Annotated in this window: 19 protein-coding genes and 1 riboswitch; of the genes, 17 read left to right on the top strand and 2 right to left on the bottom strand. The window is 46.1% G+C overall.

Going from position 1 to position 19,316, the window contains the following annotated elements:
• Window positions 1-44 precede the first annotated feature (44 nt).
• The 7 genes from ACZLMD_RS00685 (at window position 45) to ACZLMD_RS00655 (ending at window position 6,075) form a co-directional block, all read left to right on the top strand.
• On the top strand, window positions 45-251 hold the full coding sequence (locus tag ACZLMD_RS00685; protein WP_022307147.1) for a helix-turn-helix domain-containing protein: 207 nt from the start codon (window positions 45-47) through the stop codon (window positions 249-251).
• Entirely contained in the window at window positions 248-577 is a 330-nt protein-coding gene (locus tag ACZLMD_RS00680) for a HipA N-terminal domain-containing protein (RefSeq protein WP_118559009.1), read from the top strand. The genes ACZLMD_RS00685 and ACZLMD_RS00680 overlap by 4 nt, the downstream gene beginning before the upstream one ends.
• Window positions 574-1,524, top strand: a complete 951-nt coding sequence (locus ACZLMD_RS00675) for a type II toxin-antitoxin system HipA family toxin (protein ID WP_489494941.1) — start codon at window positions 574-576, stop codon at window positions 1,522-1,524. Before ACZLMD_RS00680 ends, ACZLMD_RS00675 begins: the two co-directional genes overlap by 4 nt.
• Before the next feature lie 314 nt (window positions 1,525-1,838).
• Window positions 1,839-3,215: an MATE family efflux transporter gene (locus ACZLMD_RS00670; protein WP_489494938.1), complete on the top strand. Its 1,377-nt coding sequence runs from the start codon at window positions 1,839-1,841 to the stop codon at window positions 3,213-3,215.
• 262 nt (window positions 3,216-3,477) lie between these two features.
• Complete coding sequence (locus ACZLMD_RS00665) at window positions 3,478-3,927, top strand: hypothetical protein (RefSeq protein ID WP_118559006.1); 450 nt, start codon at window positions 3,478-3,480, stop codon at window positions 3,925-3,927.
• Window positions 3,911-4,162, top strand: coding sequence for a hypothetical protein (locus ACZLMD_RS00660; RefSeq protein ID WP_022307141.1), 252 nt, complete (start codon window positions 3,911-3,913; stop codon window positions 4,160-4,162). Before ACZLMD_RS00665 ends, ACZLMD_RS00660 begins: the two co-directional genes overlap by 17 nt.
• A 560-nt stretch (window positions 4,163-4,722) precedes the next feature.
• Entirely contained in the window at window positions 4,723-6,075 is a 1,353-nt protein-coding gene (locus tag ACZLMD_RS00655) for an alpha-L-fucosidase (RefSeq protein WP_489494936.1), read from the top strand.
• Window positions 6,076-6,206: 131 nt separating this feature from the next.
• Here ACZLMD_RS00655 and ACZLMD_RS00650 read toward each other — a convergent pair whose 3' ends face one another.
• Window positions 6,207-7,094 (bottom strand): helix-turn-helix transcriptional regulator, encoded by an 888-nt coding sequence (locus ACZLMD_RS00650; protein WP_022307139.1) that lies wholly within the window; start codon window positions 7,092-7,094, stop codon window positions 6,207-6,209.
• 362 nt (window positions 7,095-7,456) lie between these two features.
• Between ACZLMD_RS00650 and ACZLMD_RS00645 the strand changes: the two genes are divergently transcribed.
• From ACZLMD_RS00645 to thiE, 9 genes are all read left to right on the top strand, one after another.
• Window positions 7,457-8,188: an ABC transporter ATP-binding protein gene (locus tag ACZLMD_RS00645; RefSeq protein WP_489494935.1), complete on the top strand. Its 732-nt coding sequence runs from the start codon at window positions 7,457-7,459 to the stop codon at window positions 8,186-8,188.
• Window positions 8,181-10,766, top strand: a complete 2,586-nt coding sequence (locus ACZLMD_RS00640) for an ABC transporter permease (RefSeq protein ID WP_489494934.1) — start codon at window positions 8,181-8,183, stop codon at window positions 10,764-10,766. The genes ACZLMD_RS00645 and ACZLMD_RS00640 overlap by 8 nt, the downstream gene beginning before the upstream one ends.
• Before the next feature lie 192 nt (window positions 10,767-10,958).
• Window positions 10,959-11,291 carry a PadR family transcriptional regulator gene (locus ACZLMD_RS00635; RefSeq protein ID WP_118559036.1) on the top strand — a complete coding sequence of 111 codons (333 nt, stop codon included), beginning with the start codon at window positions 10,959-10,961 and terminating at the stop codon, window positions 11,289-11,291.
• Window positions 11,292-11,319: 28 nt separating this feature from the next.
• Window positions 11,320-12,816 (top strand): permease prefix domain 1-containing protein, encoded by a 1,497-nt coding sequence (locus ACZLMD_RS00630; protein ID WP_489494932.1) that lies wholly within the window; start codon window positions 11,320-11,322, stop codon window positions 12,814-12,816.
• A gap of 147 nt (window positions 12,817-12,963) precedes the next feature.
• A riboswitch (TPP riboswitch) is annotated at window positions 12,964-13,068 on the top strand.
• Between the two features lie 110 nt (window positions 13,069-13,178).
• Window positions 13,179-13,373 carry a sulfur carrier protein ThiS gene (thiS, locus tag ACZLMD_RS00625; RefSeq protein WP_022307135.1) on the top strand — a complete coding sequence of 65 codons (195 nt, stop codon included), beginning with the start codon at window positions 13,179-13,181 and terminating at the stop codon, window positions 13,371-13,373.
• A gap of 3 nt (window positions 13,374-13,376) precedes the next feature.
• Window positions 13,377-14,006, top strand: a complete 630-nt coding sequence (gene thiF, locus ACZLMD_RS00620) for a thiamine biosynthesis protein ThiF (protein WP_489494931.1) — start codon at window positions 13,377-13,379, stop codon at window positions 14,004-14,006.
• A gap of 61 nt (window positions 14,007-14,067) precedes the next feature.
• Window positions 14,068-14,838, top strand: coding sequence for a thiazole synthase (locus ACZLMD_RS00615; RefSeq protein ID WP_118559035.1), 771 nt, complete (start codon window positions 14,068-14,070; stop codon window positions 14,836-14,838).
• Between the two features lie 10 nt (window positions 14,839-14,848).
• Entirely contained in the window at window positions 14,849-16,102 is a 1,254-nt protein-coding gene (thiH, locus tag ACZLMD_RS00610) for a 2-iminoacetate synthase ThiH (protein WP_482521587.1), read from the top strand.
• 18 nt (window positions 16,103-16,120) lie between these two features.
• Window positions 16,121-16,765, top strand: coding sequence for a thiamine phosphate synthase (thiE, locus tag ACZLMD_RS00605; protein WP_489494930.1), 645 nt, complete (start codon window positions 16,121-16,123; stop codon window positions 16,763-16,765).
• Between the two features lie 79 nt (window positions 16,766-16,844).
• On the opposite strand, the gene ACZLMD_RS00600 is transcribed toward thiE, so the two are convergent.
• A complete protein-coding gene (locus ACZLMD_RS00600) occupies window positions 16,845-17,609 on the bottom strand; it encodes a DUF8091 domain-containing protein (RefSeq protein ID WP_022307131.1) in 765 nt (254 codons plus the stop codon).
• Between the two features lie 224 nt (window positions 17,610-17,833).
• On the opposite strand from ACZLMD_RS00600, the gene ACZLMD_RS00595 reads away from it, so the two are divergent.
• Window positions 17,834-19,276 (top strand): spore germination protein, encoded by a 1,443-nt coding sequence (locus ACZLMD_RS00595; protein ID WP_489494929.1) that lies wholly within the window; start codon window positions 17,834-17,836, stop codon window positions 19,274-19,276.
• Window positions 19,277-19,316: the final 40 nt, after the last annotated feature.

The following is a 19,316-nucleotide window of genomic DNA, read 5'->3' as shown; positions in this document are numbered from 1 at the left end:
GTTGTATCCAAGGTTTGCAGTCTGAGAAAGGAACATTTATAAGTATGAATAAGATAGCAGAGTTTGTGAAAAGAAAACGAAAAGAGGCGGGATTAACGCAGGAGGAATTTTCGGTTCGTTCAGGATTAGGACTTCGTTTTGTACGGGATTTGGAACAGGGGAAAGAAACCGTACGTATGGATAAGGTAAATACAGCATTGGCTATGTTTGATATGGAAGCGGTGCCGGGAAGAAGGGAGAATGACGAATGAATACAATGCGAACAGCCTATGTTTATGTGAGGAATATTTTTGCCGGAACGCTTTGTGAAACGGATGAAGGGTACTCTTTTTCTTATGATGAAAAATATATGCAGACAGATGGAGCATCTGTGGTTTCTTTGACATTACCATTGACCCAGCAGACTTATTATTCCAAAACCCTTTTTTCGTTTTTTGACGGATTGATTCCTGAGGGATGGTTGTTAGATGTGGTTAGACGAAATTGGAAAATCGATCGAAATGATCGGTTTGGTTTACTGCTTGTTGCGTGCAAGGATGCGATAGGTAATGTCAGCATACAGGAGGAGAAGATATGAATTGTTTATGTTGTGGAAAATCTCTTCAGGATAAAGGATATCAAGGCTGGCATAAAAGATGCATTGAGCACTTTTTTGCAACAACAGAGCTTCCTAAATTGGAAATTGATGAAAACTCATTAAATCAATTGGCTTTGGAAAGTACGACGAAGGGATATACAGTGCCAGGGGTTCAGAAAAAGCTTTCGTTACATCTTTTTTCGGAATCGGGACATTCCAGACTTACTTTGGTGAATTATCCTACCGGCTATATATTGAAGCCGCAAGTTACAGAATTTGAAGCATTGCCGGAAGCGGAACAGCTTGTAATGAGCATGGCGGATGCTGTCGGAATATTTACGGTACCTCATGCTTTGATGGAACAGAATGGACAATTTGCGTATATTACAAAGCGTGTAGATCGAAAGTTTGAAAAGGACACAATTAAAATGTATGCAATGGAAGATTTTTGTCAGTTAGATCTTCGATTAACACAGGATAAATACCGTGGTTCCTACGAAAGGTGTGCTAAAATAATTAAGAAATATTCCAGCCGGAAGGGGTTGGACATGACGGAATTTTATTTGAGGATATTGTTTTCGTTTGTGGTTGGAAATTCAGATATGCATTTGAAAAATTTTTCTCTGATTGAAACAGATGAAGGAAATGGAGAATATGTATTGTCTCCTGCGTATGATCTTTTGCCGGTTAATATAATTATGCCAGAGGACAAAGAACAGCTGGCGCTTCCTATGAATGGCAAAAAAATGAATGTACGCCGAAAGGATTTTCTGATATTTGCACAAACATGTGGACTGTCGAAGATAGCGGCTGAAAAAATGATAAAAAGGCTGGTGTCTCAGAAAGTAAAATTAATTAAGTTGTGTCGGCAATCCAGGCTGCCAGAGCATTTACAGGAGAATTTGATTCAACTGATAGAAAAAAGAACAGAGATTTTGGAAGCATAGTGATGGCTAATATTTTGAAAAAAGTGTGGAGTTTGATCTTGTAAAGAGGGAAATGGCATCTGAACGAAACTGGCTGTTAACAATTGCTATTTTCGTGGGCACATTATTGTAGCCCCCCAATTAAAAAACGGTTGACTTTTTCAAAAATGAGAAATATAATAATTTATTGAACGAGTAGCAAACGAGCGTAAATCCGGTTTTGCTGCTCGTTTTTTTAATAATACCATTAACAGGCGTGCCGCTTATCTGCGTAAGTCCAGCTTATCGATAAGTACACGTTTTTTTTGTGGAACAAACAGGAGGATTGGATCAAAATGAAAGAAAGCAACAAAATGAAGGAAATGCCGGTGAATAAACTGATGGTGCAGATGGGCATACCGATGATCTTGTCGATGGCACTGCAGGCAGTGTACAATATTGTGGACAGTGCTTTTGTCGGAAATATGAAGGTGGGGAGCGAAGCTGCATTGAATGCACTTACTCTGGTGTTCCCGGTGCAGATGCTTATGGTAGCAGTTGGCATTGGAACCGGCGTGGGAACCAATGCACTTCTCGCAAGAACACTTGGACAGGGAGACAGCAAAAAGGCTGCAAAAGTTGCCGGAAACAGTTTGTCTCTGGGAGTGATCATTTATGCGGTATGCTTATTATTTGGAACTTTTGGTGTGAAAACATATATCTCATCACAGACAGTGGATCCGGAAGTGATTTCTATGGGAACAAGTTATCTTAGAATCTGCTGTGTGATTTCTTTTGGTATCATTTTCTTTTCGTTGTTTGAAAAACTGTTACAGGCAACCGGACGTTCTCTGTATTCAACCATTGGTCAGGTTGTAGGAGCGGTCGTAAATATTATTCTTGATCCAATTATGATCTATGGAATTGGACCTGTCCCGGAAATGGGAGTGAAGGGTGCTGCATATGCGACGGTAATCGGTCAGGTTGCGTCCGCGGTATTACTCTTTATTTTTCATATGAAATTAAACAAAGAATTTGAACATGATCTGAAATATATGAAACCAAATGTCGGAATCATAAAGCAAATTTATGCAATCGGTCTCCCGGCGATCATTGCGCAGGCGTTAATGTCTATCATGGTGTATGTGATGAATCTGATATTGAAATTCAATCCTTCGGCGCAGACGGCATACGGATTGTTTTATAAGGTGCAGCAGTTTGTGTTATTCCTTGCCTTTGGACTCAGGGATGCCATTACCCCGATTATTGCTTTTGCATACGGAATGAGAAATAAAAAGAGAATAAAAGCCGGAATCAGGTATGGTCTCATCTACACGATCGCCTTGATGTTGTTTGGAATTTTGGTCACTGAAATATTCCCGGATGCATTTGCAGCACTGTTTAACGCAGGGCAGTCAAGAGAACACTTTATCAGTGCAATGAGAATTATTTCGATCAGCTTTATTTTTGCAGGGATCAATGTCGCATATCAGGGAATTTATCAGGCATTGGACGGCGGTATTGAATCACTTGTTATCTCTCTGCTCAGACAGCTTGTGATCATTTTACCGCTGGCGGGAATATTCTCAATTTGTGTCAGAAATGGTCAGGCAGGTATTTCATTGATCTGGTGGGCATTTCCCATCACAGAGTTTGCCGCATGCCTGGTGGGATATGTATTTTTAAAGAGGATCCAAAAGAATACTGTGGAATGTCTTAAAGAAAAAAATTAAACGGTTTTTCAATATCGGGCATTGTTTTTGTCCTTACCGACAACAAAGAAGACAATAAATATGCCGATCCGTCTGATCGTGGATTGGTTCCTGACGTTGTAGAATGGAAAGTTTTATGGTGGCTGATCCGAGGCTTAGCTTTGGGTTAGCCATTTTTTTGCGCTGATTTCCGGGAATCGACGAATGATTAAAAAAATAAGACATTATTGGACAACCGTAGTATATAATGAGACCATCAAATACACAAAGGGAGGTAATTATAGTGAAAAAGAAAGTGTTTACGGCACTTCAGGTGCTGGGAAATGCGGCGGGAATCGTCAGCGGTGCGGTTGCAATGCAATATTCATCTGAAATTAAAGGGATGGGTACGGGAAGTGGAGCTTCTTATGAAACATATGGGGGTGATGCTTATACCGGCATTCAAAATGCATCTGCGCAGGTATCACATAATGTATGTGACTTGAGTGAAATTGTGAGGGATAGCTTCAGTTTGTTGCTTTTTGTGATCGGTCTGGCGCTGATCTGTTATTTTGTGACAAATCTGATCAAGTTGCTTGCGGATTATTTTACAGAGGATATTGTCCGGGCGGCTGGAGTGGCGACGGAGACATCTTCTGATCAGGAGGTAAGCTCTTCGGAATATGCAACAAAGCTTCCGAATCCGACAGTGGCTCCCCGCAGAGAGGAGGTTGGAAATGAAAAAGACATTTAAGAAAATGATATTTGGAATGCTTCTTGTGTTGTGCATTGGCTGTTTCGCCGGATGCGGAAGCAGCACACAAGAGGATGAAAAAACGCAGGAACTGGAAGAGGAGCAGGAAATGTATCAAAATGCTGTTGATGGATATCAGGCGACAATTGATAATTTGGAACGTCAGCAGAAAGAACTGGAGGATTTTCAGCGCAAGCAGGAGGAATATCAAAAGGCGATGGATAACGCAAGATAAGAAAGGGGATAAGGTCCGGCACTTCTCTTTCTTCGGATAAAGCCTCTATTATTGTTGATGCCCAGAATGAATATGACTACGATACGGTAAGTGATGTTTTAGTGATTATTAAAACACTTGGACTTCCGGATTCCCTATATGATGAAATGTGTGAAACCAATGCTTTAATGGGAAGACAGACGGAATCTTACGAGTATTATGATGTCAGCTGGTCATATCATCCGGATAACGGTCTCGACGTAATTTTTAAATATAAGAATTAAATCAGATTATTGAAAATAATAAAATCGTCGGTGTATCCTGGTTTGTGGATACACTGACGATTTTTTTCGTGTGTGGGAAAAAATCGAAATGCATCATTGCGGAGAACGGAAATCTGAGAGAAATTCTCGGCAGCCGGATTTTGCGCAAGAGAATACGTTACATTGCGCCCGGTTGATATGGTATGATGCAATAGTAAAAGAGTAAAGGCAGATGGTAATGAAGCAGTCTGCGGAAAATATCGGAATCAAAACATCGTTTGCACCCGGTTGCAGGGTATGAAAGGAAGGAAATATACGATGAAAACAGGATTTAATTGGAAAAGAAAATTGCTCAGCTTATTGTTGCTTTTCTGTCTCCTGACAGGACTGGCAGGGAGCGGCACGATGGCTCATGCTTATAATGTGCCGGACAATATGAAGTGGTGGGCGGATGACAAGTTTGGAATGTTTATCCATTTCGGATCGTACTCCTATTTCGGACACGGCGAATGGGCGATGCAGACGGAAGGAATTTCCAAGGAAACATATCAGAAGACGATTTCTGCAAAGTTTGATCCGGAGAAGTTTGATGCGCAGGAGATCGTATCCTATGCCAAAAAGGCGGGGATGAAGTATCTGGTATTTACGGCGAAGCATCATGAAGGTCTTGCGATGTGGGATACAAAGGTTGCAAGCTTTACCGATACGACCGGACAGAAAATATACAGCCTGCAGCAGTATACGCCGTTTGGAAAAACAAACAGGGATATCATTATGGAACTGAAAAATGCGTGTCAGCAGGCGGGGATCCATTTTGGCCTGTATTATTCGATCATTGACTGGAATCATTCTTCCCAGACGGTGGAGGGAGATTTTACGAAGATGGCATCCTGGGAGGCGCGTACCGCATATATTGCTGATATGAAAGCACAGCTAAAGGAGCTGGTTGATACCTATGATCCGGAAATCATGTGGTTTGATGGAGACTGGACCTATAAGAAGGACAATCCGACCCTGAAGAAATGGTGGACAAAGCAGGACGGACAGGATCTGTATCAGTATATGAAGTCCCTTAAATCGGACATTATCGTGAATGAACGCGTGTGCAGAAGCTTTGGACTTGGAGATTTTGAATGTCCGGAGCAGAGCATTCCGGAAAAGGCACTGTCCAGACCGTGGGAAACCTGCCAGACGATGAACAACGCCTGGGGATACAAAAAGGACTGTGAAAAATCCTATTACAATGTGCGCCATATGATTCAGGATCTGGTCGAGGTGGCATCCAAGGACGGCAATTATCTGCTCAATATAGGTCCTAAGGGAGATGGAACCATGACCGCCGGCAGCAGGAAGATCCTGAAGGGCATTGGTAACTGGATGAATCGATATGGTGACAGTATTTACGGAACCTCCGGAACGCCATTTGCAAAGAAGCCGTCCTGGGGAAGATACACCCGAAAGGATAATGTGATCTATGCACATGTGATGAAATGGCCGAAGGATCAGAAGCTTGTGACAAAGAAATATGCAGGAAAAAAGGTCAAAAAAGTATATTTATTACAGAATGGAAAGAAATTAAAATATAATGCGACCGGTAAGAAAGTGATCATTAAGATGCCGGAAAAGAAACCGGATAAAGCAGATACGGTGATCGCAGTGCAGTATCAGTAAAGCAGCGTTTTGAAAAAAAAGTTAAAAAAACACCTGAACCGATAAGTTGCCGGTTCGGGTGTTTTTAATTGGGATTTATTTCACAAGCTCGTTTCTATACCCGGGAATGATTGACAGCCCCCGGTATAATATTATCCTTTCCATTTCTGTCTGTATTCGGACGGTGTCATATTCTCCGCCGATTTGAACAGCTTGATAAAGTAATTGGTATCCGGGATCCCGCACATTTCGCTGATCTCATGAATGGACTTGTCTGTGAAGCGGAGCAGCTCCTTGCCCCGGTTGATCCGGAACAGGTTAATGCAGGAGTTGATGCCCTCGCCGTACTTTTTCTTGAACTCGCGGCTCAAATAATACTTCGATATGTAGAACATCTCCGATAGATCTTCCAGCGTGATGTTCTCAGTGAAGTGGGTCTGCAGATAATGCAGGATCTCGTCCAGCTTCTCATCCATGGAGGTGCGGGAAGCACGCTTGCGCCGTGAAGTCTTCGGAATCGTGATCATCTCGGTGAGGAGCGATGCGATCAGTCCGGAGTTGGAAGCCTCGTAGTAAGAGGTCTTAAGCTGCGTGTTTAATATGATCTTGCGAAGAAAATCTCCGACCCTGTCAATGCTGACCGGATAGAATAAATTCGGAAAATTCTTTGTGAAATATTGATAATATTGCTTTGAGGTAGCTCCGTTAAAATGCACCCATATAAGCTGCCATGGGAAGTCTCTGGAGCTTTCGTGCGAGTAGGGTTCCATGCAGTCAATGAAGAAACAGGCACCGGCAGAGGCATGGGTACGCTTCCCGCGAAACGTAAAATAACCCTCTCCGGACAGGACACATACAATAAGATAGGAGTGCATGTTCTGACGTTCAGAGACTTGTTCTGCGGACATTTTGAGCATGCCGGCCTCCTGCACATAAAAAAATGTACTCTTGGCGGTTGGGCTTGGTGTCTCGATGCAGCGAGTCCAGGTAAACGAGTCATCATCCGGGTTTTGAGGTGCTTTGATCTGTATTGTTTCCATTCCGATTCATTCCTTTTCATTTCATAATGCTGGTAATTGATGATAAATTGTATTTTACATAAAAAGTATGCAATTGCACTCTGCAAGAATGTACTATAAACTAAACTATAATATATATTTTTTTTGGTACATTTCTATTCTATAATATTTGCAAAAAAAATAATAGAGTTTTTTTGGAGGTAGTTCCTTTAAAAATTCTAGTTTTTCAAGAAGCTCACATTTCTGAGAAAAATGACAAAATTGTAAGACAGACATTCACCGGATTGTAAGAATGTCATGTTATGATGGGAGAGTAAGAAATATTGTGCGCACGAAAAATCAGAATGCAAGGCTTTTACATTGTATTCGAGGAGGGGGATTGTATGGCATTTTTGGAGGTTAAGGATCTGACAAGGATCTACGGGAAAAAGGATAATACACTGACCGCACTGGATCATGTGAGCTTTTCGGTCGAGAAGGGGGAATTTGTTGCGATCACAGGAGCCAGCGGCTCCGGCAAATCCACGCTGCTTCATCTGCTTGGCACGATGGATGAGCCGCAGGAGGGAAGCGTTTTTCTGGAGGAGGAGAGCGTTCTGGGACAGCGGGAAGCAAAGCGCTCCGTGTTCCGGCGCAGGAAGATCGGCTTTGTATTTCAGGAGTACAATCTGGTGCCGGTGCTCAATGTGGAGGAGAATATACAGATGCCGGTGAGACTGGATGGTAAGCGGATGGATCCGCAGTATCTGGAACAGCTCTTGAAAATTCTCGGTCTTACAGACAGACGGTATCATCTGCCGGAGGAGCTTTCCGGAGGACAGAAGCAGAGAGTGGCGATCGGAAGAGCGCTTGCCAACCGTCCGAGTCTGCTGCTAGCGGATGAGCCGACCGGTAATCTGGATCACCAGAACGGGCTGGAAGTGATGTCATTATTAAAAAGGTCCGTGGAGGAGTTTTGCCTGACATTGATCGTTGTCACACATGATCCGGCAATCGCTTCGATGGCAGACCGTGTCATCACATTATCCGATGGTGTGCTGATCTCTGATGCGAAGGTGAAGCATGCACTGTCCTCTGACGTTTCTGCAATGGATGGGAGGGATGCGCATGAATAGGCTGGGGTATTATGTCACGCTTTCCTTACGTTACCGCAATAAGCACCGGCTGCAGACACTGTATTCGATCATGGCGATCACGATTTCTGTTATTCTGTGCTTTTGCAGTATTACAGTGGGTATGACGATCATGAATTACGGTTATGAAACTGCCATGAAGCACAATAAGGACTGTGAGCTCTGGATCACGGAGATGCCGCTGAACAGAGACAGTATTGACGGTGACGAAGAATGGACGCCGGAGCAGTACACGTCAATGCAGAAAAAGCTTGAGGCACTGCCGGAGGTCCGCAAGACATACCTGGACAAGATATATGTGGACAGTGACAGTGCAGACGGTGATGAGTGGGGATATCAGGGGAAGAATAAAACAGTTTCGATGGAGCTTTACTTTGCGGCAGCAGACCGGAGTGATCTGAAGAGCTGCAAGGAAAAGGTGGAAGAAGCGACCGGGTATCGGGTTTATATTGATGCAGAGATCGCGGCACACCTGGGGCAGGGTGATGATATTGATTCCATGAATCAGGCAGCGGGGAATGCCCTGATCGCCCTGATCGGAGCCTTGTTTGCTTCCTTTGCCATGCTTGTGATCCGCAATACCATGATGCTTCCGGTGCTGGAGCGGATGAAGGAATACGGCGTGCTTCGCTGTGTCGGCATGTCGAGGGGACAGCTGTACTGTATGCTCGGAACGGAAGGGATTTTGCTGACACTGGTCAGTACCATTTTAGGGACAGGTGTTGGCTTTGGACTTTTGAAAGCATGTCAGGGCTGGATCAATGACTGCCTGATGCTGGACGTTCCGGTGGAATTTCATTTCTATGCTTCTGCGGTTGTATACAGTTGTCTGCTGTGTATCGGTGTGACGTTATTTGCACTGTTAGAGCCGGCGAGACAGGCAGCAGGAAGTTCCATTCAGGAAATCCTGCGAGGGGGAGAATACGGTATTCGTAAAGGGAGTGGAAAGAAAATAAAGCCGAAGAAACACAGAACAAGCCACGGGCTTGGTCGTCTTCTTGGCATAGAATGGGAGTATGCCGTGCGTAATATGTCCCGGAATCCGGGCAGTCAGATTTATCTTTGCATTGGCGTGGCGGTCAGTTTGTTTTTGTTCTCGGTGGTTTTTTCCGGAATAGAGAGCACCTATGCGACGGTGGAGAACAGCACACAGGGAACACATCAGGAATACTCGGAGGTTGTTCAGATCTATGGGGACTGTTCAGAAAAGAAAATAGAGGAGATCAACAAGACGATTGCAGGGTGCAGCGGTGTCCAAAAATCGGGACTCTTCCTGGCAGGTTCCATGTTTACGATGAACAATGATGTGTCGGCGCATATACCCGAACGTGAAGAAGGATCCTTTATCTTCTTTTCGGATGTCGGATATGACGAAAAGCATCTGAAGGGGATGAAAAGCCGGCTTGTGGATGGAACACTGGATTACCGCAAAATGGTTCAGCAAAACGGTGTGATCCTGTGTGATTATCAGTATAACAAGAAGGATGACGAAGGAAATACCACGACAGAGGACACCCGAGTCACGGACTATAAAGTGGGAGACACGATCGAAATGATCAGCCCGGAGGCGGAGCATAAGGTGACAAAGGATTTCGACAAAATGCTTACGAAGCTGGAGAAAACAGAGGGAAAAGAGCCGGACAGCGGCGATACGAAGAAGGCGAAGGCGTATTGGAAAAAGGCAGCTGCTTACCTTGCTACAATGGGATATCCGGTTGAAAAATACGAAAATACACCTGTGTTTGGAGGCGGATACAGCGTCTTTAATATGAAATATGCCATGCAGCAATGTGCGATCGATGCGGGCAAGGTCATTCGTTTTCCGATTCTGGCGATCGTGAAGGAGGATCCTTATAATTCGGCTCTGATCGATGGCTGCTCCAGCATCGGTGCCGGACTGATCATGGCGGATCAGACGATGATGAAATGGGGCATGCCATATGGAATGAGCATGCTGGACGAGCTTCCGTACGGCAAGTGCAGCAAGGGGATCGGATTTGTCCGGGACATCCGCAAATCGAAAAAGGATGTTGCAGATTATGTGAAGAAATGGAACGAGGAATCGGAGAATAATTCCTATGAGCTTGGACAGATGGTGGGGGATACCGGCTATGCGGATATGGAGTTTGGGGACGACAACGTTGTTTTAAACCGTTCTCTGGAGCTTGTCCGGAAAACGGGACTCGCTGTCGGTGGATTTATTCTTGCCGTCTGCCTGCTGCAGATATTCAACATCACTGCCGCAAATATTACGATGCGCCGGAAAGAGTTCTGGCTTCTGCGGGCAGCGGGAATGTCCCTGAAACAGATGCAGAAAATGGTCTATCTGGAGAAAGGGATCAGTTGTCTGCTAGGAATTATCATTGGTGCGCTGGCAGGTTACGGTGCGAGCTGGCTTATGGTCGAAAGAATTATGAATCAGGACGGAGGAGCCTTTGATGGTACCGGAGGAATCCTGTTTATCTGGCCATGGTGGCAGATCCTGCTTGCCGCGGTTCTGGTATATGGCTTGTGTCTGTTTGCGGGCAGAGGACATCTTAGACGTGAGGTAAAGCAGTGACCGTCAGTGGCGTGCTTTGGGCTTGCAATGCATTTTTGCGCATAACGGAATGCAGATAAAAGGGAAATAAAAAAGATGCTTGACTAATATCGACTATCGATATATAATCTATATATCGATAGTCGATATTACTATTTGGAAAGGTTTATAATTTGTAACGATCGTGACAGAAAACATTTCAGAAAGGAGAGAATCTGTATGGAGAAAAGTTTGTTATCAGGGAGCAACGCGATGCTTTTGTTACGGCTTTTGGAGGAGAAAGATATGTATGGATATGAGATGATCGATCAATTGCGTCAGAAGTCAGACAATGTGTTTGAACTTAAGGTGGGTACGTTGTATCCGCTGCTGCATTCGCTGGAGAAAAGCGGATGTCTCACCTCTTATGAGGGGGAAGCTGCCGGGAAGAAGAGGATTTATTACCGGATCACCCCCGAGGGGCGAAAGCAGTTGAAAAAGAAAACGGAGGAGTGGTCAGAGTATGCATCTGCAGTCATGCATGTGATGGAGCTTACGCTTGAATGAGGGAAGAACATGGCAAGGGGGGATACAGATGGGGATGAAAAAGGAAGAATATTTAAAAGAACTGACAAAACAGCTTCATTATGCGCCGGTGCGCAAAGTGGTCAGTCAGGAATATATTGATCATATTGAAGATGAGACGGAGTATCAGATCTCAAAGGGGATGGATCCGGACGAGGCAGAGAGTTATGCGGTGGAACAGATGGGCGATCCGGTTGAAGTGGGGAAACAGCTGGATGAGATCCATCGTCCGAAGAATATCCGGATCCCGTTGTCCGGAATCATTTTCATTGTGGCAGTCTGTGCGGTGTTCAGTTATTTCATGCAGAAGGACTATTATGAAGTGCTCAGTGAGCTGATCGGTGAGCCGAAATCTGCAGTGACGATATTATTTTGGGGGAATCTGATCGTCAGTGTAGGAATTTTGGTGGTAGTGTCCCATTTTCCGTACATGAAGCTGCAGAAAGCGGCGGGATGGATCGCAGTTGTATTTTTAGCACTGCCGATCGTACAAAGAGTGTCCGGGGGGATTGTGCCGGAGTCGGTTCAGACAGCGGTTATGCGGGTGCTGCCACAGATCAATCGCTGGAACACAGGGTATTATTACTGGTTATATGTCCCAATTTACGGACTTCTCTTAAGCTGGCTGAAGGGGAAAAAGCATCAGCTTGCATTGTCTTTGGGGGGCTTGATCCTGCCACTTCTTCTGGTATTTGACTGGGAATACACCCAGACGGGGGTCTATGCCTGGAGCAACTTTGGCTTCTGGCTGTTAGCTGTTATCCTTTTTAGTATGTTTGTGATGGCGGTCTGGGCGAACGTTATTCCGCTTCCGAAGAAGAAAACGACTCTGGCAGCGGCAGGGTGTTTTGTGGCAGCCAAACTGGCATACCATGCTTTTTATCTTTATGTGGTCTGCCAGGGCAAATGGAGTACCTATTATACGAGTGCCGGATGGAACAGAATGTTTCTCTTATTTTCGGAAAAACGGAGAAAAGCGTATGTTGCATTGTGGAAAGAGGTTGGAGGAAGCGCTTCTCTGGGGGAAGATATCATGTATCCGATACGGGCGATCCGTGGTGCGAAATGGATCGGCATGAGCGAGGGAATGCGTCAGGGGCTTCAGGGCACCATGCAGGGAGGAAAGATGACCGAAAGCAGTCCGCTGTTTACTTATCTGGCAGCGGGTGATCTGGGAAGTCTGATCGGCTATGTGGGAATCCTTCCGGCGCTGCTTATGCTGGCTGCTTTGATCGCGTTCACGATCTGGCTGATGAAAAAGGCGTGGAGACAGACGAACCCGGCAGGAAAGCTGATGGGAGCAGGAATTGGTCTTTTATATGTCTGCCAGATGCTTTATGCGCTGGCGGAGCTGTTTACACTGACACCGGGCAACCATCAGGTGCTCTTGATCCCATTGCTGGAAACTCTGGGCTATATGGATTACGGACGTGTGGTGGAAGCATTGTTTATGTACAGTCTGATGGTGAGCATATACCGGCATCAGAGTGTGTCCGGGTGGGGATGAGAAGCCTGCCGGACCGGGGATGATAATCTGTGGTTGCAAACAGACATGGAAAGACGTATAATAAAAATGTGAGGATCAGGAGCAGCTCGCAACTGATCCTTGCACTTTCATATATCCGTGTGCGTTTTTGGCGCATGGCGGAGTTATTATATATCATACGGGAGCTTGTAGGACAGGCTGAGAGGAAGGTGTGACCTTCGACCGGGAACCTGATTTGGATAATGCCAACGTAGGAATGCTTGATACATTTATAGCAAAGTATGCACAGAAAGCTGCCAAATCGGTGGCTTTCTTTTTGTTTTCGTGGAAGTTATCGTGGCAGAAAAGGCGGCTGCTTTGTACTTATTTTTGGAGGTGAATACATGGTAAAGATCAACGGGGAAGACCGGGATGTGGCAGGTATGACGGTAACAGAATATCTGGCATCGACTGATTATAATCCCAAAAGAGTTGCAGTAGAGCGCAACGGCGAGATCGTATTTAAGGCACAGTATGAGGAAACGACATTTGAGGATGGCGACACGGTAGAGGTTGTCAGCTTCGTGGGAGGGGGCTGATCAATGCTTACACAGGAAGAATGGATGGGGGCGCTGAATGCGCGTCATGGAAAAGAGCGGCAGGAGAAATTTAGTCGTGCCGTGGTTGCGGTATGCGGTCTGGGTGGACTTGGCTCGAATGTTGCCATTGCACTTGCCCGCGCTGGCATCGGAAAGCTGATCCTGATCGATTTTGACCGGGTAGATGTAACGAATCTGAACCGGCAGCAGTATAAAGCATCCCAGCTTGGTATGAATAAGACGGAGGCTCTTGCGCAAAATCTGCGGGAGATCAATCCGTTTATCCGGCTGGAGACGCATGCCGTCCGCATTTCGGAGGAGAACGCACAGGAGCTTTTGCAGGAAGCGGATGTTGTCTGCGAAGCATTTGATGTTCCGGAAGCGAAGGCGATGCTCGTCAATTTTGTGTTGGAGAACATGCCGGAGAAATATCTTGTCGCAGGATCCGGAATGGCAGGTTTTGGAAGTCCCAATACGATTCAGACACGCCGGATCACCGACCGGTTTTATCTGTGCGGGGATACGGTCAGTGATGTGAATGACGGTATCGGTCTTGTCTGCGCCAGGGTCATGGTCTGTGCGGCACATGAAGCGCACACGATCCTGCGGCTTTTAGCAAATGAAATTGAATAAAAGAAACAATAATGAGAGCCTGCGGTTCAAAGCCGGCAGGCGGAGAGAAATGGAGATAATTATGAATAACGATAAACTGATCATTGGAGGTCATGAATTTGAATCGCGTTTTATTCTCGGTTCCGGAAAGTATTCCATGAAGCTGATCGAAGCTGCAGTGAAGGATGCCGGAGCACAGATCATTACGTTGGCGGTTCGCCGTGCGAATACGAAGGAGCAGGAAAATATACTCGATTATATTCCGGAAAATGTAACGCTTCTTCCGAACACAAGTGGTGCCAGAAATGCGGAGGAGGCAGTCAGGATCGCACGTCTTGCAAGAGAACTTGGCTGTGGGGATTTTGTTAAGATTGAGATCATGCGTGATTCTAAATATCTTCTTCCTGACAATGAGGAGACGATCAAGGCAACAGAGATTCTGGCAAAGGAAGGTTTTGTTGTTATGCCGTATATGTATCCGGATCTGAATGTGGCCCGGGATCTTGTCAATGCCGGAGCTGCATCAATCATGCCGCTGGCGTCGCCGATCGGTTCCAATAAAGGATTGGCAACCAAAGAATTTATTCAGATCCTGATCGATGAGATCGATCTTCCGATCATTGTGGATGCCGGTATCGGGCGACCATCCCAGGCATGCGAGGCAATGGAGATGGGAGCGGCTGCGATCATGGCGAACACAGCACTTGCCACCGCCGGTGATCTTCCGATGATGGCATCTGCATTTAAGAGCGCGATCGAAGCCGGCCGCAGGGCGTATCTGGCCGGTGTTGGACGTGTGCTGACCCGAGGTGCATCTGCATCCGATCCGTTGACCGGATTTTTACGGGATTAGGAGGTTGATCATGGAAAATCAATTTTTTATTGACGCAGAAAGTCTTTCAGAGTCAGCGCTTGCCAAAAAACATCAATTGGAAAATGATCCTTCTTCCAGAAAGGATCATATGGAATACCTTCCGGGAATGGAGGTTATCGAGTCGGACGTGCGTGACAAGGTAATGTCGCAGGTAAATGCATTTGATTACAGTGGTTACACGGCGAAGGATGTGAAAACAGCGCTTGAGCATGAGACATGTTCGATCGAGGATTTCAAGGCTCTTTTATCGCCGGCAGCAGAGCCGTTTCTGGAGCAGATGGCACAGCGTGCGCGCCGGGAGACAAGCAAACATTTTGGCAATACAGTTTATCTTTTTACGCCACTTTATATTGCCAATTACTGCGAAAACTACTGTGTATACTGCGGATTTAACTGCTACAATGATATTCACCGCATGAAGCTTTCAATGGAGCAGATCGAAAAGGAAATGAAGGTGATCGCTGACTCCGGAATGGAAGAAATTCTGATTCTGACCGGCGAGAGCCGTGGACAGAGTGATGTCAAATATATTGGCGAGGCATGCCGGCTGGCACGGAAATATTTCCGCATGGTCGGACTGGAGATATATCCGGTCAACACAGACGAATACCGTTATCTTCATGAATGCGGTGCCGATTATGTGACGGTATTTCAGGAAACCTACGATGCGGATAAGTACGAAACACTGCATTTGTTAGGGCACAAACGCGTCTGGCCGTATCGTTTTGATGCACAGGAGCGAGCGCTTCGCGGAGGCATGCGAGGCGTAGCTTTTTCGGCACTTCTCGGACTGTCGGATTTCCGTAAGGATGCGTTGGCGAGTGCATTGCATGTGTATTTCCTGCAGCGAAAATATCCTCATGCGGAAATGTCATTATCTTGTCCAAGACTTCGTCCGATCATCAATAATGATAAGATCAATCCGCTGGATGTTCATGAAAAGCAGCTTTGTCAGATCATTTGTGCATACCGTATTTTTCTGCCGTTTGTGGGAATCACTGTTTCATCCAGAGAGAGCGCCGCATTCCGCAATGGCATTGTCAAGATTGCCGCAACAAAGGTTTCTGCCGGCGTTTCCACCGGAATTGGCGATCACGAAAGCAAATACAATGGAACGGAGGCGGAGGGAACACAGGGCGATGAGCAGTTTGAGATCGACGATAACCGGAGTCTTGACAAGATGTATCGGGACATCACGGGAAGTGGTCTGCAGCCGGTGCTAAACGATTATCTTTATGTGTGATATGAGAGAGGAAATGAGATGAGTAAATTTAATTCGAGTTTATATTTTATAACAGACAGCACTCCATATTCGGAGGAAGAATTTCTGCGTCGTGTGGAGGAGGCGCTTGCCGGAGGGGCAACGCTTCTGCAGCTGCGCGAAAAGGAAAGAACGACCAGGGAATATCTGCAGCTTGCTGCAAGGGTTCATGAGATTGCTTTGAAATATCAGGTGCCGTTGATCATAGATGACCGTGTTGATGTTGCGCTGGCAGTTGGGGCGGAAGGTGTTCATGTGGGACAGAGCGATCTGCCGGTAGCGGATGCGAGAAGGCTGATGGGACCGGATAAGATTGTCGGAGCGACCACAAAGGCGGTTCCGCAGGCATTGGAGGCGTATGAGCAGGGTGCGGATTATCTCGGCGTTGGAGCGATCTATCCGACCACAACAAAGGTTAAGACAATACTGACTTCTACGGATACACTCCGGGAAATCTGTGAGGCAGTGCCGATCGCAGTCAATGCGATTGGTGGGTTGAATAAGGATAACATCGATGTTCTGGAGGGGATTCCGATTGCCGGGATCTGTGTGGTTTCTGCGATCATGAAGGCTGATGATCCACGTCAGGCAGCGCAGCAACTGAAAGCCCGGGCTATGGAATTGAAACTGTGCGCTAAGCAGTAGACAAGTCTGTAAATAGGTAAGATCGCGAAAATGCATGGTCGGTGGAGTAAACTGTCGTGCAGCGTATCCGGAGATTATATTACTCAGGGGTTTTGAATGTATTTCTATAAGTGTAGGAGCGCCCGCTCTTGCCGGTGCGTTCCACAACCTGCAGAAAGTAAAGGATCCCGAGCAGCGTCTGTGCATAGCCGACCGGAATGTGAGTGGCTTTTGCAAAATCTTTCGAGGTGTAATTTTCGGGAAGTCCCTCAGGGACAAAGAGACGATAATCGGCAGGACCGCCGATATATAATTCGTCCACAAGCTCTACCGGAATGCGGTCAAAACGGGAGGATCCCTTCTTGCGGTCACGGCTCCAGCCGTTGAGCAGGCGGTATTCATCGGCGTCGATCAGCACCAGACACAGGTGCAGATTTGGATTGTCCAGATACATTTTAATTTTATACAGTTCGGGAACAGCATCGTAAAATGTTCCTGTTTTGGGGGACTTTCTCTTCGGGGAGAGTTCCCCTGTTTCTTCATTGATCCAGTAGAGCCATTTGGTATGTATGATCGGATAAACGATCGTGACCGGATAATACTTTAAGAAGGTGTCCAGCTTACGGCGCAGCTTGTTAAAACCACGCGTCTGGATCTCAATGATCTCGCCGTCACGCAGGATGTCGGCAATGAAATTTTCGACAGGGATTTCCTGATGCTCCGGGTCAGGCTCGTAGAATCTCTTCAGAACGGCATGGACCGTTTTTTCGGACAGTGTGCCGATGCCCATGGACGCGCGTTCCCGGTTGATGATCTCGCGGCATGCCTGATGAAAAAGAATGATGTCGTTATCGCAGATGGACATGGGCGCAGCCTCCTTTTCCGAAGTTCTTTTCTCTATTATATGTATTTCAAATCGGATCCGCAAGTATTCTGTAAAAGCACTGTGTTAATTTCCGGAAAAATGAACATACTATTTTGGAAAGAAACGAAACTGTGTGCAAAATATTTGTTTGTAACGGAAATAACAGTGAATCGAATAGACGGTATTTTTCAATAATAACGAGTAGTTTAGAAATGAGGGTTCGTATGACAGACATATTTCAGGGAACGTTTGAACAGCGGGATGAGGCGGCAAAGCAGCTTCTTCGGATCGAGGACAGCTTTGACCTGATCCGGCGCCGTTTCATGATCGGCGGAAAACAGGCGGCATTTTATACGGTCGACGGATTTTTAAAGGGTGAGGTTTCCGAGAAGGTGATGGAGTTTTTCTACAAGATCACCGAGGAACAGATGCCGGAGGATTTTGCGGGATTTCTGCAGCAGCAGATTCCGTATCTGGATCTGATGAAGGTCGCAGATCAGGAAATGTTTGTGAAGTTGGTACTTTCCGGAATGAGCTGTCTGATGGTGGAGGGCTACGACATTATTCTGGCGCTTGATTTCAGGGAATATCCGAGCCGCAGTGTGGACGAGCCGGACAAGGATAAGGTGCTGCGTGGATCAAGAGACGGCTTTATTGAATCGCTGATCCCGAACATGGCATTGATAAGACGGCGGATCCGCGATACGGATCTGTCCTTTGAACTGGTTGATGTCGGGCGAAGCTCTAAAACGGACGTTGCGATCTGTTATATGCAAAACAGAGTGAATCCCGGCGTACTCAGGGAGGTGCAAAAGCGGCTTAAGGGAATTGATGTGGATTCGCTGACGATGAATCAGGAAAGTCTTGGCGAATGTATTTTCAAAAAGGGCTGGATCAATCCGTTTCCGAAGTTTAAGTTTACCGAGAGACCGGATACGACAGCGGCCTGTCTGCTCGAGGGCAGCATTGTCATACTCTGTGATAATTCATCGGCGGCGATGATCCTTCCGACATCTCTGTTTGAGATTATTGAGGATGCCAATGATTATTATTTTCCGCCGTTAACCGGTACCTATCTGCGTTTCAGCCGGTTTATCATCAATGTTGTGTCTATTTTCCTGACACCGTTTTTTATCCTGCTGATGCAGCATCCGGACTGGGTACCGCACTCGTTCGAGTTTATCAAGATACAGGATCCGATGTATATTCCGCCGGTGGCGCAGCTTCTGATCCTGGAGGTGGCGATCGATGGACTGAGGATGGCGGCGGTCAATACGCCGAATATGTTAAACACGCCGCTCAGTATCATTGCAGGTATCGTTTTTGGTGATTATACGGTTAAGTCCGGCTGGTTTAATTCCGAGATCATGCTTTATATGGCGTTTGTGGCGATTGCCAATTACAGCCAGAGCAACATGGAGCTTGGCTATGCAATCAAATTTATGCGTATCCAGCTTCTGATCCTGACCGGAATCTTCGGTGGCTGGGGCTTTCTCGCAGGGACAGTCATCCTGATCGTGATACCGCTCTGTACGCGAACGATCAACGGACGAAACTATTTATATCCGCTGATCCCGTTTGACGGAGTACAGCTAATGAAGCGGTTTTTTCGTGTCAGTCTGAGTGAAAACGAAAAGTTAAATCGACAAGGTTCTAAAAAGAACTAATTATAGACTATTTGCACAAAAGAAAATATGATTTCTTATT

Source organism: Jutongia sp. (assembly GCF_057878315.1).
This window is presented reverse-complemented; position numbering and strand designations above follow the sequence as displayed.

Excerpts from the sequence above, each read along its gene's own strand:
- thiS (WP_022307135.1), top strand. The coding sequence starts at position 13,179 with ATGGTAAAGATCAACGGGGAAGACCGGGATGTGGCAGGTATGACGGTA.
- ACZLMD_RS00600 (WP_022307131.1), bottom strand. The coding sequence starts at position 17,609 with ATGTCCATCTGCGATAACGACATCATTCTTTTTCATCAGGCATGCCGC.
- ACZLMD_RS00640 (WP_489494934.1), top strand. The coding sequence starts at position 8,181 with ATGAATAGGCTGGGGTATTATGTCACGCTTTCCTTACGTTACCGCAAT.
- thiF (WP_489494931.1), top strand. The coding sequence starts at position 13,377 with ATGCTTACACAGGAAGAATGGATGGGGGCGCTGAATGCGCGTCATGGA.
- ACZLMD_RS00630 (WP_489494932.1), top strand. The coding sequence starts at position 11,320 with ATGGGGATGAAAAAGGAAGAATATTTAAAAGAACTGACAAAACAGCTT.
- ACZLMD_RS00675 (WP_489494941.1), top strand. The coding sequence starts at position 574 with ATGAATTGTTTATGTTGTGGAAAATCTCTTCAGGATAAAGGATATCAA.
- ACZLMD_RS00650 (WP_022307139.1), bottom strand. The coding sequence starts at position 7,094 with ATGGAAACAATACAGATCAAAGCACCTCAAAACCCGGATGATGACTCG.
- ACZLMD_RS00670 (WP_489494938.1), top strand. The coding sequence starts at position 1,839 with ATGAAAGAAAGCAACAAAATGAAGGAAATGCCGGTGAATAAACTGATG.
- ACZLMD_RS00685 (WP_022307147.1), top strand. The coding sequence starts at position 45 with ATGAATAAGATAGCAGAGTTTGTGAAAAGAAAACGAAAAGAGGCGGGA.
- ACZLMD_RS00660 (WP_022307141.1), top strand. The coding sequence starts at position 3,911 with ATGAAAAAGACATTTAAGAAAATGATATTTGGAATGCTTCTTGTGTTG.
- ACZLMD_RS00680 (WP_118559009.1), top strand. The coding sequence starts at position 248 with ATGAATACAATGCGAACAGCCTATGTTTATGTGAGGAATATTTTTGCC.
- thiH (WP_482521587.1), top strand. The coding sequence starts at position 14,849 with ATGGAAAATCAATTTTTTATTGACGCAGAAAGTCTTTCAGAGTCAGCG.
- thiE (WP_489494930.1), top strand. The coding sequence starts at position 16,121 with ATGAGTAAATTTAATTCGAGTTTATATTTTATAACAGACAGCACTCCA.
- ACZLMD_RS00595 (WP_489494929.1), top strand. The coding sequence starts at position 17,834 with ATGACAGACATATTTCAGGGAACGTTTGAACAGCGGGATGAGGCGGCA.
- ACZLMD_RS00645 (WP_489494935.1), top strand. The coding sequence starts at position 7,457 with ATGGCATTTTTGGAGGTTAAGGATCTGACAAGGATCTACGGGAAAAAG.
- ACZLMD_RS00615 (WP_118559035.1), top strand. The coding sequence starts at position 14,068 with ATGAATAACGATAAACTGATCATTGGAGGTCATGAATTTGAATCGCGT.
- ACZLMD_RS00655 (WP_489494936.1), top strand. The coding sequence starts at position 4,723 with ATGAAAACAGGATTTAATTGGAAAAGAAAATTGCTCAGCTTATTGTTG.